The organism is Alphaproteobacteria bacterium (genome assembly GCA_040216735.1).
Classification (GTDB): Bacteria; Pseudomonadota; Alphaproteobacteria; order SHVP01; family SHVP01; genus CALJDF01.
In genome coordinates this window covers 506,610-519,411 of sequence record JAVJOO010000005.1, presented here as the reverse complement: position 1 = coordinate 519,411, position 12,802 = coordinate 506,610, and the positions used below count along the sequence as shown (strand labels likewise).

Below are 12,802 nucleotides of genomic sequence, written 5' to 3'. Positions count from 1 at the left end.
CGTGGTCGAAGCGCCCCTTGAACCGGCGTTTCTGGATGTTGCCAAGTCCCTGACCGATCGGCGGTGGCGTTCGCGGCCGCACGATCCGCGCCAGGCGTTGGCCATTTCCGAAACTCTCGGGTTGCCGGAGATACTTGGAAGGGTTCTCGCCGCGCGCGGTGTCACCCTCGACACGTGCGAAGGCTACCTTAACCCGACCATGCGCGAGGATATGCCCGATCCGTCGGTTCTCAAGGACATGGACCTGGCGGCACGGCGCCTTGCAGCGGCAATCACAGGCGGCGAGCGCGTCACGGTGTTCGGCGACTACGACGTCGACGGCGCGACGTCCGCGGCTGTCCTGAAGCGGTTCTTTGACATGGCGGGGGGGCACCTCGAGATCTACGTACCCGATCGTCTACGCGAAGGCTACGGGCCCAATGCTGCCGCGCTTGAGCGGATCGCAGCCCAAGGTTCGAAGATCGTCGTGACTGTCGATTGCGGGATTGTCGCCCATGAAGCCCTTGCGGCCGGCGCCGCGGCGGGGTTGGAAGTCGTGGTCGTGGATCACCATGCGGCGGAGCCGCAACTGCCGGCAGCAATCGCCGTCGTCAATCCCAACCGCCTCGATCAGAGCCCGGGCCTGGGTCATTTGGCGGCGGTGGGGGTCGCGTTCCTTCTGGTGGTTGCTCTCAACCGCGCCTTGCGCGATGCCGGGTGGTTCAACGGACCGCGCAAGGAGCCGTCGTTGCTGGGTCTGCTCGATTTGGTCGCGCTGGGGACGGTCTGCGACGTCGTCCCGATTCGGGGGTTCAACCGCTCGCTCGTCGCCCAGGGCGTCAAGGTCGTCCGCCAACTTCGCAATCCCGGTATGGCCGCGCTAGCCGCTGTCGCCGGCATTCGCGAACGGATCGACGCCTATCATCTGGGATTTGTCCTCGGGCCCCGTGTCAACGCCGGCGGCCGGGTTGGCGAATCGGATCTTGGCGCGCGGCTGCTCTCGACGAACGACCCTATGGAAGCGCGCCTGATTGCCGAACAACTGGACCGACACAACCAGGAACGCCGAGCGATTGAGGATGCGCTTACCATCGATGCGTTGACCCAAGCCGAGACGCTTCGTGCCGCCGACCCGATCATTGTTGTAGACGGGGAGGGGTGGCATCCCGGCGTGATCGGCATCGTCGCCAGTCGCCTCAAAGATCGTTTCGACCGCCCGGCACTGGTCATCGGCTCAAACGGTGCGTCGGCGAAGGGTTCGGCCCGTTCGGTGCCGGGCTTCGACATCGGTGCGGCGGTGATCGCGGCACGCCAGGGGGGACTGCTGACAAACGGCGGTGGTCATCCGATGGCAGCCGGACTGACGGTTCCGACGGACCGGATCGGTGCGCTACGCGACTTCCTATGCGGACGGGCCGCCGCGGCCGTCGATGGGCGGGTATCCCAGCCGGTGATGAATATCGACGGGGCATTGGCCGTCGAGGGGGCGACCCCAGAGTTGGTCGAACTGCTGGACCAAGCCGGACCCTACGGCGCGGGCAACCGAGAGCCGCGGTTCGTCCTGATGCGGGCGCGCATCGTCAAGCCGCAACTGGTTGGCGGCAAGCACGTGCGCTGTCTCCTAGCCGGCGAGATCGGTCGGCGCGTCAAGGCCATCGCGTTTCGCTGCCACGACCAACCGCTCGGCCTCACGTTGCTGAGCGCGCGCGACGGGCGCTACCATCTCGCCGGTCATCTGCGCGCCGACACATGGGGCGGTCGCGAAGAGGTCCAGTTCACCATCGAGGATGCAGCGTTAGCCTAGGCCGTGCGCGGCGGCGCAGGGTGATTTTGACGGGAAATTGTGTAATCATTCAGTGTTGCGCGACGCGGCGCGACAGACCGGCGGGGTGTTGATGCAGAAAACAGAATGGCTCCAGTTCATCGTGCATATTTCGTTCGGCCCGCACCCGTGGTCGAACGAATTTTATGATGGAGTCACGCTGCTCCGAAAGATCGAGTCCTGGCTGCGCGAGAATCATATCGCCTATGCAATGTTCGATGCGTGGGGATATCCGAAATTTCCGGGGGGCTATGTTCCGGTCACGTTTCTCTCGACCGAGCCTGAAAAGGCGATGGCCTATCGGGTATTCTGCAACGAAATCGGTTTGGGCCACACAATGATGATGATGCGCATCGTCAACCTGCCGGAGCCGCGCCTGACACCCCCTCCCGAACAGGTCGCCTACTTTTAGAGCCTGGGCGCCTGAACAAAGTTGCTGAGCCGCCCTTCTGCCGAACGGCTTGCGGTGCAATCGGCCGCTTCAGGCCGACGTTCCATCGGGCCAGGCGATGCGCCGCTCGTCGATCAAGACAGACTGAAAAAGAACGCCGTCGCGGTACCACAGCCATGTACGGCCCCGTTTCGCCCCACCATCGAACATCTGCACCATCTCGAAGCACGCCATGCCGGGCGTTTGGGCGAATCCGAAACGCAAATAGAACGTCGTGTCGTCGATCTCCCACAGGCGTCCGGCGATGCGGCCGTCGTCCCACACCAATCGGTTGGCGTCCGCGTCGTAACGCGCCTCGAAGACCCTATCCTCGGTACGGCCATCCGGCCACCGATAGGAACTTTCTTGGCGGTAAGCGCAGGCATTGTCATCGCCCATGGTGAGGACAATGCTAAAGTCGTAGCGGTCGATGAGCGCTCCCGCCGGCGAAACGAAACTGTAGGTGCCGCCCCATACCCCTTCGTTCGAGGCCACAAGGGGCATGCCTTGGCGAAATCCGGTCATGCGAAACTCCTGCTGAATGCATCTAAGGTTAGGCTAGGCGTACCGCCCGGTGTGCACCAGACGGCGCCTGCTGCATCCCACGAAAGCCAGGGGCTGGGTCAACACGACCTTCAATGGCCTGATTGCCGGTCCCGTTCGACACCCATCTATGGGTTAGAATGGGGCAACCAAGGGTGTCGATACACGGGAGAATGACATGCTGCTGAACAAAGCGCGCGCCTACGAAGTAATGGACAAGCATGGGTTGGACGGCCTGTTGGCGGCGACCCAGATCAACGTCTATTACCTGACGGATTTTTGGGGCGCGTTGATGCGGATGCGCCGCAGCTTCTTCAACTATGCGGTACTGCCGCGCGACGAGAACGCGCCGGCGGCCCTCGTTTTGACGGCGACCGAGGCTGCCCGCCTCACCGAAATGCCGACCTGGGTGCCCAATGTCGTCACTTATACCCACCCGGTCCATGCCAATTCACGCGACTACGACACCGCGACGGAGGAACCGGACGCCGGTCCGGGCTATCGCTGGCCGGTCCGCAACGCCGGAAGCTTGCCGCCCAAGGAGCGCGCGTGGGAGGCAATGCGCAACGAACTCGCCGAGAAGAATCGGGCCACGCCGACCTACGCGCTGCGCCAAGCGCTCCGCGATGCCGGCCTCGAGAAGGGGACCGTCGGCACCGACGACCCGCGTCCTATCACCTGGATGAATGCGCTCGGGCTCGACCGTCTCAAGGGCGTCGAGGCGACGAATATTTTTCGCGAGATCCGGATGGTCAAATCACCGGATGAAATAACCATCATGCGCGAAGCCGCGCGGATCAACGAGGAGGGGGTGAATGCCGCAATCGCCGCGCTCGGCGTCGGCGTGACGTTTCCCGAGATTGAGCTTGCCTACAACATCGAGGTTGCGCGCCAAGGCGGCCGCGGCGTTTACATCACGACAGGTAGCGGCGGCTTGCCGCACGACAAAGTCACGGCCGGAGAACCGGTGATGCTCGACGCCTTGGGCGAGTATCGGCACTACCACGGCGATATCGGCCGCACCGCCGTGGTCGGCAAGCCCAGCGCCGAGATCGTCAAGCGCAACAAGGCCATGTCGGTCGGTTGGCAGACTGCTTTCGATACCATCAAGCCCGGTGTGACGGGGCGGGCCATGACGGAAAAGGTCTTGGCGGCGATCGAGCGCGAGGGCTTTCCCGGTTTTCTCGTCGCGACACCCCATTCGGTCGGTCTCGAACATACCGATCATCCGATCCCCTTTGGCCTCGACATGCCGGGTTCGCGCGGCGATCTCGTATTCGAGGAAAACATGATCATCAACGTCGATCTGCCCTATCACGAGCTTGGATTCGGCGGGATGCATCTGGAAGACGTGATTCGGGTGACCAAGGACGGCTGCGAACCGCTGACCTCGATGAAGACCGATTTGGTGGTGATCCCGGAATAGGCGGGCCGCGAAGAGAGGAAAACCGTCGGGATGCCGAAACGACGGTCATTTGGGCTCTATAAGCCGCCATCTCCCTTGATTCCCGGCGGTCCAACCGTTAAGGAGGGGCCGCGCTGCGACCCCATCGTCTAGCGGTTAGGACACGACCCTTTCAAGGTTGAGACACGGGTTCGATTCCCGTTGGGGTCACCAGCGCTACTTGGTCGACAGATCGGCCCCGTGCAAGCGGTGTTTCGATGTCGTGCGGGGACCGGCAACGACCCTTCGGGTCGGTGCCGGTCGCGCCCTCCGAGGGCTTAAGGGCCGGCGCTATCCCTTCACACAGACGATCTGCTTGAGCGTGTGAACCACGTCGATGAGGTCGGTTTGTGCTGCCATCACGGCGTCGATGTCCTTGTATGCCCCAGGCGTTTCATCGATCACGCCCGCATCTTGACGGCACTCCACGCCCTCGGTTGCCCTGGCATGGTCTTCTAGGGTGAACGCTTTCTTGGCGGCGTTTCGGCTCATCGTTCGGCCTGCACCGTGCGCGCAGGAATGAAACGCCTCGGCGTTGCCCTTTCCACGCACGATGAAGGATTTCGCGCCCATGCTGCCTGGGATGATCCCCAGGTCGCCCGCGCGGGCGCGAACGGCGCCCTTGCGGGTTAGCCACACATTGGCTCCCATATGGTTTTCCTTAGTGACATAGTTGTGGTGGCAGTTCACCGCCCGGTCGGTCAGTGCGAAGTCGCCCAGCGTCGTACGAACTGCACCGAGCGCGGATTCCATCATCGCCGTGCGATTTTCCACGGCAAAGTCCTGCGCCCACTGGACGGCCTCCACATAGTCCTCGAACAGGTCGGAACCTTCGACGAGGTACGCAAGATCGTTGTCGAGCAATTGGATAAACCAGCGCTCCATTTCCTTTTTCGCGCGATCGATGAAGTAGTTTCCGATCCTGGCGCCGCACCCGCGCGAACCGGAATGCAGCATGACCCAAACACGGTCGCCTTCATCCAGACAAACTTCGATGAAATGGTTCCCGGTGCCAAGCGTTCCAAGATGGCGGGCGTTGTTCGACGCCAGCGCTTTCGGGTGCTTCTCGGTGATCGCCGTGTAGCGCTCTGCGAGCGCCCGCCAGCGGCTGGCAACCGAGTCGGGAACGTCGCTCCAGGCGCCCCGATCGTTTGCACCGCCGTTGTCGGTACGTCCGTGGGGGATCGCCGCCTCGATGTCGGCGCGCGTCTTTGCCAGGTTATCGGGCAGATCGAGACTCGTGAGGGAGGTTTGCACGGCCATCATGCCGCACCCGATGTCGATACCGACGGCGGCCGGGATGATCGCTCCCTTGGTTGGAATCACCGATCCGACGGTTGCGCCCATGCCCCAATGCACATCCGGCATCGCCGCGACATAGTTGTGGATAAACGGCAGCGAGGCGACGTTCCGCAACTGCTGTAAGGCCTGATCCTCGACCGGGACACCGACCGTCCAAGCCTTGATTCGCGCATCGTGCCACTCGTAGCCCATTTTCCTCCTCTGGTAATTGGCCGGAGAACAGCCGCTGCACCGCCCGGGTACGCTCGGTCGTCCGTCGACTGGGCGTCGTTTAGGAACGCGCTGTCAGTGGACGGCCGTCCCGCGGCCGCGGGGGCTAACTACGGTCGCGGGTAAACTGGAGCCGCCCGAGAAGCGCGATCGTCGTGATCTGGGCGCGATCGAGTTCCTCTGCTGTCATCTTGGGCTCAAGACGGTCGCGCTCGTGGGCGGCCCGGTCGCTGTGGTTCGAGGCGATGTTGAACCACGCCCATGCCTTGACGATATCCTGCTCGGTGCCTCTTCCATCTTGGTAGCTTCGCGCCACCCGGAGCATTGCATCGGGGATGCCGTGTTCCGCGGCGCTTTTGTACATTTTGTACGCCAATTCCAGATTCTTCGGAACGCCGTGCCCATCCGCGTAGAGGTCGCCAAGGCGCCAGCGCGCTTCCTCGTTGCCTTCATCGGCGGCAAATTTGAGAAGCCGTGCCGCTTTGGCGTAGTTGTGGTGCGGAGAGTAGGCCTCGGCGAAAACCCGGGCGAGGTAGACGGCATCGTTGGCGTTGCCGGCATCGGCTGAGGCCTTGCATGCGTTGACGATCAAATCGTGCCGGTTCGGCACCGAATAATGATCGCGAAAAACTTGCGCGCAGTTTTGATTTGCTGCCGCTGCCGCCCTGCCAGCTTCTTCGTCGCGGTGCTCTTTGGCGCGGGCCAAACCGATTTCGATGCCGGGCCAGTTCCGGTCGGCTTTGCGGCGGTGGCTGTCCTGGCTTCGAAGCCACGCGTCGCGCCGGTCGGCAGTGCTGAACAGATATAATCGTCCGTTTTCAACCGACCACAGCCGTGGGTTGGCCGCGACAACTTCGCCCAGAAACACCCCATAGGCGTCGTATCCGTCGTACTGGGGCAAATACCGGAACGGCGCCGCCACAAAGGCTTTCTTGTTCGATTCGGTGCTGAACCAGTAGGTCTCGCCTTCATACTCGACCGTATTCGTTGCCCTGCCACGGATAGCCGCGCCGCGATCGAAGTAGACCGTCGTGTCGAAGCCACCGACGGCGAGTGGGGCGTCGGCCCCCTGGCGGTCTGCGGCCCCTAATGGTGCCGCGATCGCGACGCACAGCCCGGCGAGCGCTAGGATGGAAAGAATCGTACCTCGAAGCATCGGTCCCTCGCTTTGTACAGGCCACTTCGCCCATTCTTTGCGACTAGTTCTCAACTATTTACCATAAAATCGAGAGAAAATTGCATAAAAATGAATCAACTGGTTCCGCGGCGGTGATCGGCGCGGGGCCCGCGGGGCTGATGGCTGCGGAGGTTCTGGCCGGTCGCGGGATTCCGGTCGACATTTACGAAGCTATGCAATCCCCAGGGCGCAAATTGCTGTTTGCCGGGAAAAGCGGCCTAAACATCACCCATGGCGAACCGTTCGAGCTGTTTCGTACACGGTTTGGCGGAGCCCAACCGTGGCTCGACCCAGCGCTCTTAGCATTCCCGCCGGAAGCACTCCGAGCCTGGGTAGCGGATCTGGGGATCGAGACCTTCGTGGGGTCGTCGGGTCGGGTCTTTCCGACCGGCTTCAAGGCCGCCCCGCTGCTGCGTGCCTGGTTGCGCCGCCTGGGCGCGGCGGGCGCAACGCTCCACACTCGTCATCGCTGGCAGGGCTGGGACGACGACGGCGCGCTCAAGTTCGAGACTCCGACCGGCATGATCGCGCGCAAGGCCGAACTCACTGTCCTCGCCCTCGGCGGCGGCAGTTGGCCGCGCCTCGGTGGCGACGGACGGTGGGCGTCGGTACTCGCGGGGCGCGGGGTCGAAGTTTTGCCCCTCCGCCCTTCGAATGTGGGTTTCGACATCGCCTGGCGAGACCATTTCCGGGAACGGTTTGCCGGGAGTCCGATCAAGGGTGTCACGCTGTCGTTCCGGGACGGTCGCGCCCACGGCGACATCATGGTTACATCGACCGGCATCGAGGCTGGCCCGGTTTACGTTCTTTCGCCGCAAATCCGCGATGCGGTCGATCAAGAAGGCGCGGCGTGCGTGTTCCTCGATCTTAGTTCCGACCGGACCGAAGAGTACCTGAAGGCCCGGTTGGAACGCCCGCGCGCCAAGCGAACCGTTGCCAACCATTTGCGTCAGTCGGTTGGCCTGGGGGGGGTAAAGGCGGCGCTGCTTCGCGACGCGCTCGACCCGGTAGCTTTCAGCGATCCCAAACGCTTGGCCAAAACGATTAAGCACCTCCCGCTGAACCTGACGGCGGTGCGGCCGCTTGCCGAGGCGATCAGCAGCGCCGGCGGCGTGACGCGCGACGCCGTCACCAACGGCTTCATGCTCAAGGCGATGCCCGGCGTGTTCTGCGCGGGCGAAATGCTCGACTGGGAGGTCCGCACCGGCGGCTATCTACTGACAGCTTGTTTCGCCACGGGGCGCGCAGCGGGCGACGCCGCCGCGACGTGGGCCGAGACGACGCAGGCTGCGAAGGGTTAACGGCTAACCCGCGTTCTCGATCTCCTCGCGCAGGATCTCAAGTTCGAGCCACGCCTGTTCGGCGGCATCGAGTTCTGCCTGTGCGGCCTCGCGGCGTGAGACAGACGTATCGAATAGCTTAGGGTCGCGGCCATACAACGCAGGATCCGAAAGGACCTTGTCGAGCGCGGTAAGTTCCTTTTCAAGGTCCTTCATCTGGCCGGGCAGCGTCTTGAGGGCGTGCTGTTCCTTGAAACCTAGCCGTCGCCGCGTCGGTGCCGGGCTGCCGTCTTCGAACTTGCGCACCGATTTGGCCTGGCGTGGCCTTTCCGTTTCGTTTGAGAGCGCCGAAACCCCGTGACCGCGTTGCGCCACCATGTCGCTGTACCCGCCGGCATACTCAGTCCACACTCCGTCGCGTTCGAAGGCGAGGACGGAGGTCGCGACGCGGTCGATGAAGTCGCGGTCGTGGCTTACCAAAAAGACCGTGCCGGTGTAGTCGGCCAGCAGTTCTTGCAACAGGTCCAACGTTTCTAGATCGAGGTCGTTAGTCGGTTCGTCGAGGACCAGCACATTCGAGGGCGTGGCGAGCCCGATCGCCAGCATCAATCGTCCTCGCTCGCCGCCGGACAAGACACCGACGGGTGTCCCGGCCTGTTCCGGGGAGAACAGGAAGTCCTTCATGTAGCCGATGACATGTTTGTTGCCGGCGCCAGTTTCAACTACGTCGCTGCCGCCGCCGGTCAATGAATCGCGCAGTGAGGTCGTGGGATCGAGCGTATCACGGCGTTGATCGAGCGTGACTAGTTTGATGTTGGCGCCGAGCTTGATCTTCCCGGCGTCGGGTTTGATCGCACCCGTCAACAGGTTGAGCAATGTCGTCTTGCCAGCGCCGTTGGGCCCGATGATCGCGAGGCGGTCGCCGCGCTGAACCTGCAAGGATAGATCGGTCACGATCGGGCGGTCGCCGAAGCTTTTGGAAACGGAGAGCGTTTCGGCGACCATCTTGCCCGAGGGATCTGCGGCCAACTGCGTCATCGCGACATTGCCGGTGGGCCCGCGTTGCTCCCGTCGGGTTTGCCGCAAGCTCGCGAGGTCGCGCAATCTCTTTTGGTTGCGTTTGCGCCGCGCCGAGACGCCGTACCGAACCCAGTGCTCTTCGGTGACGATCTTGCGGTCCAATTTATGCCGCGCGAGGTCTTCCTCTTCGAGGATCCGGTCACGCCACGCCTCGAAGGTAGCGAACCCTTTCTCGTAGCGGCGCACCTTTCCTCGGTCCAACCACAGCGTCGCGCGGGTCAAATTGCTCAAGAATCGGCGATCGTGGCTGATGACGATCAAGGCCGAGCGTACACTCGCAAGTTCGCTTTCCAACCATTCGATTGCCGGCAAGTCTAGATGGTTGGTGGGTTCGTCCAACAAGAGAATGTCCGGTTCGGGCGCCAGTGCCTGCGCCAGGGCGCAGCGCCGCAATTCGCCGCCTGACAAGGTCGTTGGGTTTTCGGCGCCGGTGAGGGACAAACGCTCCAAAAGGTGGCGCGCCCGGTGCGGGTCGCCGTGTGCGCCAAGGCCTGCGAGTACGACGTCAAGCGTGTTGGCGTAGTTCGCGAATTGCGGTTCTTGCGCCAGATAGCGGATAGTCGCGCCGTGTTGAACGATCCGCTCGCCTTGATCGGGTTCGACCAAATCGCCCGCGATCTTCATCAGCGTCGACTTGCCCGAGCCGTTGCGCCCGACGAGGCCGAGACGGTCGCCCGGATGCACCATCAGGTCGGTGTCCGTCAGGAGCGGTGTACCACCGAACGTGACGTGAATATCCTGAAGCGTGAGAAGGGGGGCTGCCAAGCGAGGTCAAATTCTAATAAAGAAGGGATGGTGCGCGCGATGAGTACGCTTTTCAGGCGGCGCTGGGAATAGCGCACCCGGTCATTTCTAGGCGCCACCGGCGGGGCGCCCAAGAAGCAGCCAAATCCCGCGCGTCAAGCGCTCCTATGCCACGGAGAATCCTTCATATCCGCGCGCCGCGACGTCGTCGCAGACGGTTCGGTAATGGCCAACGCCACCGACGTAGGGCAGGAAGACGCGGGGTTTGCCGGGAATGTTCGCGCCGAGATACCAGGTGTTCGAATCCTGATAAAGCATTTCGCCGGCAAGTTCGTTGACATGGGCCATCCATTTGTCTTCGGCATCTTGCTTCGGTTCGATCGTGCGGCGGTTGTCCTTTTCCAACTGGCCAATGCAGTCGGCGATCCACTCGATGTGCTGCTCGATTGAGACCATCATGTTGCTCAGGACCGATGGGCTCCCGGGTCCGGTTACCGTGAACAGGTTAGGGAAACCGGCGACGGCGATGCCAAGGTAGCTGCTTGGACCGTCGGCCCATTTCTCGCGAAAGGACAAACCGCCGCGTCCTCGGATATCGATGTTCTGGAGCGCGCCGGTCATCGCGTCGAAGCCGGTCGCGAACACGATGGCGTCGAGTTCGTAAACGGTATTACCGACCTTGATCCCCGTCGGGACGATCTCAGCGATCGGCGTCGTTTTGACGTCTACCAACGTGACGTTGTCGCGGTTGTAGGTTTCGTAATAGTCGGTATCGACGCAAAGCCGTTTCGTGCCCAGCGGGTGATCCTTTGGGCACAGCAACTCGGCAACGGTGGGGTCCTTGACCCGCTGCTTAATCTTGCGGTGCACGAAGTCAACGGCGTAGGCATTAGCCTCTTTACTGGTCAACAGGTCGCTAAACGCCGCGAGAAAGTTGAAGGATCCTTCGTTCCATCGCTTCTCAAAGATGGCATCGCGCTCCTCCGGCGAAAAATCGAGGGCCGATATATCCGGCGCATCGAAGGTCGCGCCCACGGGTGACACCCGCGCCCGGGCGCGCAGATCGGGATAGGCCTTCTTCCAGGCTTTCTCTTTCTCTTCGCCGATCGGGCCGTTCCATGCCGGGATGCTGAAATTCGGTGTGCGTTGGAAGACCGTGAGGTGATCGGCCTGCGCGGCAATGACCGGGATCGACTGGATCGCCGAGGAGCCCGTGCCGATGATGCCAACCCGCTTGCCTGAAAAATCCACACCGCCCTTGGGCCAGTACCCGGTGTGATACCAATCGCCTTTGTAGCTTTCCAAGCCGTCGAACTGCGGCAGGTTCGGGGTGGACAGACAACCCGTCGCCATAATGCAGTATTTGGCACTCAGGCGATCCTGCCCATCGGTGACGACTGTCCACCGATCGGTGGTTTCGTCGAACGACGCGCCGGTTACCTTGGTGTTGATCTGGATGTCCGATCTAAGATCGAGCCTGTCAACGACGTGATCGATGTAGCGGAGAATCTCGGGCTGGGTGGCATAGCGTTCCGGCCACCGCCATGTTTGCTGCAAGTCCTCATCGAAAGAGTAGGAGTAGGTCATGCTCTCGACGTCGCAGCGGGCGCCCGGATAGCGATTCCAGTACCAGGTTCCGCCAGCGTTCGATCCTGCCTCGATAACCCGCGCCGACAGGCCGAGCGTGCGGCATTTGTGCAGCATGTAGATCCCGGAAAATCCGGCGCCGACAATAACGACATCGAGATTCGCAGCGTTCATGGCGAGGTACCCCGTCGGAGATGAGTGGCGCGCGAAGTCTAAGGGGTCGATCTTGGGAGTAGAAGCCGAAATACCCTGTCGCTCCGGGCCGCAGGATTTTCTTATCCCGATTTCTATGATCTTATCGCGACCGATTTGTACCGGTGGCGCGGTGCGTCGGTTCGGCGAGATGATGGGGAGGCACACAAGATGACGGTCGAAAAGGTCAATAGAGGATTCGTCGAAGTCGACGAAGGGCAAATTCACTACCGGACGTGCGGTCCAGAAGATGCACCGCCTCTGGTGATGTTGCATGGCTCGCCGCTCAGCGCGTTGTCGATCGTTCCCCTCATGAAGGAGTTTGGGCATTCCTTCCGGGTCATCGCCCCAGATACGCTTGGGAACGGCGATTCGTCTCCGCAAACCAAACTGCCCGTCACCATTCCCTATCTGGCGGATGGCATGCTGCGCGGGATGGCGGCCTTAGGCCTCAAGGAATACTACGTCTACGGTTTTCACACCGGCGGTAACCTCGGGATTGAAGCGGCACTGGCGCAGCCCAAGACCGTCAATAAATTGATCATCGACGGTATGGGCTTGTATTCGAGCAAGGATCAAGCCGACCTGCTCGCAAATCAGGCCCCCGAGATCAAGCCGGACATGGAGGGAACCCAGCTCCTGCGCACCTGGCATCTCGTGCGCGACGGCAAGATTTTCTGGCCGTGGTGGAACCGTACTATCCAGGGCGTTCGCGGCTTGGGACTACCCGATCCCGATACTTTGCATGACGACGTTGTCGAACTGCTCAAATGCTCGCGCACCTACCATCATAATTACCGGGCGGCCCTCGGCTACGACAAGCGGCCGCGGGTCGCGCAACTTAAATTGCCGGTGCTGGTGACGGCGGCGGAAACCGACATGCTTCGGCCCTACCTCGAAGAAGCCGCGAAACTCATCCCCGGCGCAAAACACGCGGTGGGCGGTGATCCCAAGACGGTCGAGGGCTTGCGTAAAACCGCGCAGGTGTGCACGGAATTCCTGTTGAGTTGAC

The 12,802-nt window shown here is 62.1% G+C and carries 10 protein-coding genes and 1 tRNA gene; 6 read left to right on the top strand and 5 right to left on the bottom strand.

Features of this window, described 5'->3' with window-relative positions:
• The first annotated feature begins 1 nt into the window (after position 1).
• Together recJ and RID42_15825 are read left to right on the top strand one after the other, a co-directional pair.
• Positions 2–1,783: a single-stranded-DNA-specific exonuclease RecJ gene (gene recJ, locus RID42_15830; GenBank protein MEQ8249149.1), complete on the top strand. Its 1,782-nt coding sequence runs from the start codon at positions 2–4 to the stop codon at positions 1,781–1,783.
• 52 nt (positions 1,784–1,835) lie between these two features.
• Positions 1,836–2,213, top strand: coding sequence for a hypothetical protein (locus RID42_15825; GenBank protein MEQ8249148.1), 378 nt, complete (start codon positions 1,836–1,838; stop codon positions 2,211–2,213).
• A gap of 69 nt (positions 2,214–2,282) precedes the next feature.
• Here the strand turns inward: RID42_15825 and RID42_15820 are convergent, their stop codons facing one another.
• Complete coding sequence (locus RID42_15820) at positions 2,283–2,756, bottom strand: DUF3598 family protein (protein MEQ8249147.1); 474 nt, start codon at positions 2,754–2,756, stop codon at positions 2,283–2,285.
• A 196-nt stretch (positions 2,757–2,952) separates the two neighbouring features.
• Between RID42_15820 and RID42_15815 the strand changes: the two genes are divergently transcribed.
• Positions 2,953–4,200: a Xaa-Pro peptidase family protein gene (locus RID42_15815; GenBank protein MEQ8249146.1), complete on the top strand. Its 1,248-nt coding sequence runs from the start codon at positions 2,953–2,955 to the stop codon at positions 4,198–4,200.
• A gap of 117 nt (positions 4,201–4,317) precedes the next feature.
• Positions 4,318–4,392 (top strand) — tRNA-Glu (locus RID42_15810).
• A gap of 117 nt (positions 4,393–4,509) precedes the next feature.
• Here the strand turns inward: RID42_15810 and RID42_15805 are convergent.
• Both RID42_15805 and RID42_15800 read right to left on the bottom strand, forming a co-directional pair.
• A complete protein-coding gene (locus tag RID42_15805; protein MEQ8249145.1) occupies positions 4,510–5,712 on the bottom strand; it encodes an RtcB family protein in 1,203 nt (400 codons plus the stop codon).
• Positions 5,713–5,836: 124 nt separating this feature from the next.
• Entirely contained in the window at positions 5,837–6,886 is a 1,050-nt protein-coding gene (locus RID42_15800; GenBank protein ID MEQ8249144.1) for a YHS domain-containing (seleno)protein, read from the bottom strand.
• 80 nt (positions 6,887–6,966) lie between these two features.
• Here RID42_15800 and RID42_15795 point away from each other — a divergent pair, with 80 nt between their 5' ends.
• Positions 6,967–8,208: a TIGR03862 family flavoprotein gene (locus tag RID42_15795; GenBank protein MEQ8249143.1), complete on the top strand. Its 1,242-nt coding sequence runs from the start codon at positions 6,967–6,969 to the stop codon at positions 8,206–8,208.
• 3 nt (positions 8,209–8,211) lie between these two features.
• Here the strand turns inward: RID42_15795 and RID42_15790 are convergent, their stop codons facing one another.
• Positions 8,212–10,032, bottom strand: coding sequence for an ABC-F family ATP-binding cassette domain-containing protein (locus tag RID42_15790; protein MEQ8249142.1), 1,821 nt, complete (start codon positions 10,030–10,032; stop codon positions 8,212–8,214).
• Positions 10,033–10,176: 144 nt separating this feature from the next.
• The gene (locus tag RID42_15785; GenBank protein MEQ8249141.1) at positions 10,177–11,772 is read right to left on the bottom strand and encodes an NAD(P)/FAD-dependent oxidoreductase; all 1,596 of its coding nucleotides are present in this window, start codon (positions 11,770–11,772) and stop codon (positions 10,177–10,179) included.
• Positions 11,773–11,961: 189 nt separating this feature from the next.
• Between RID42_15785 and RID42_15780 the strand changes: the two genes are divergently transcribed.
• Entirely contained in the window at positions 11,962–12,801 is an 840-nt protein-coding gene (locus tag RID42_15780; GenBank protein MEQ8249140.1) for an alpha/beta hydrolase, read from the top strand.
• Position 12,802 lies beyond the last annotated feature (1 nt).

Coding starts and splice junctions, on each gene's coding strand:
- RID42_15785 (MEQ8249141.1), bottom strand. CDS start 11,772: ATGAACGCTGCGAATCTCGATGTCGTTATTGTCGGCGCCGGATTTTCC.
- RID42_15820 (MEQ8249147.1), bottom strand. CDS start 2,756: ATGACCGGATTTCGCCAAGGCATGCCCCTTGTGGCCTCGAACGAAGGG.
- RID42_15805 (MEQ8249145.1), bottom strand. CDS start 5,712: ATGGGCTACGAGTGGCACGATGCGCGAATCAAGGCTTGGACGGTCGGT.
- RID42_15780 (MEQ8249140.1), top strand. CDS start 11,962: ATGACGGTCGAAAAGGTCAATAGAGGATTCGTCGAAGTCGACGAAGGG.
- RID42_15800 (MEQ8249144.1), bottom strand. CDS start 6,886: ATGCTTCGAGGTACGATTCTTTCCATCCTAGCGCTCGCCGGGCTGTGC.
- RID42_15815 (MEQ8249146.1), top strand. CDS start 2,953: ATGCTGCTGAACAAAGCGCGCGCCTACGAAGTAATGGACAAGCATGGG.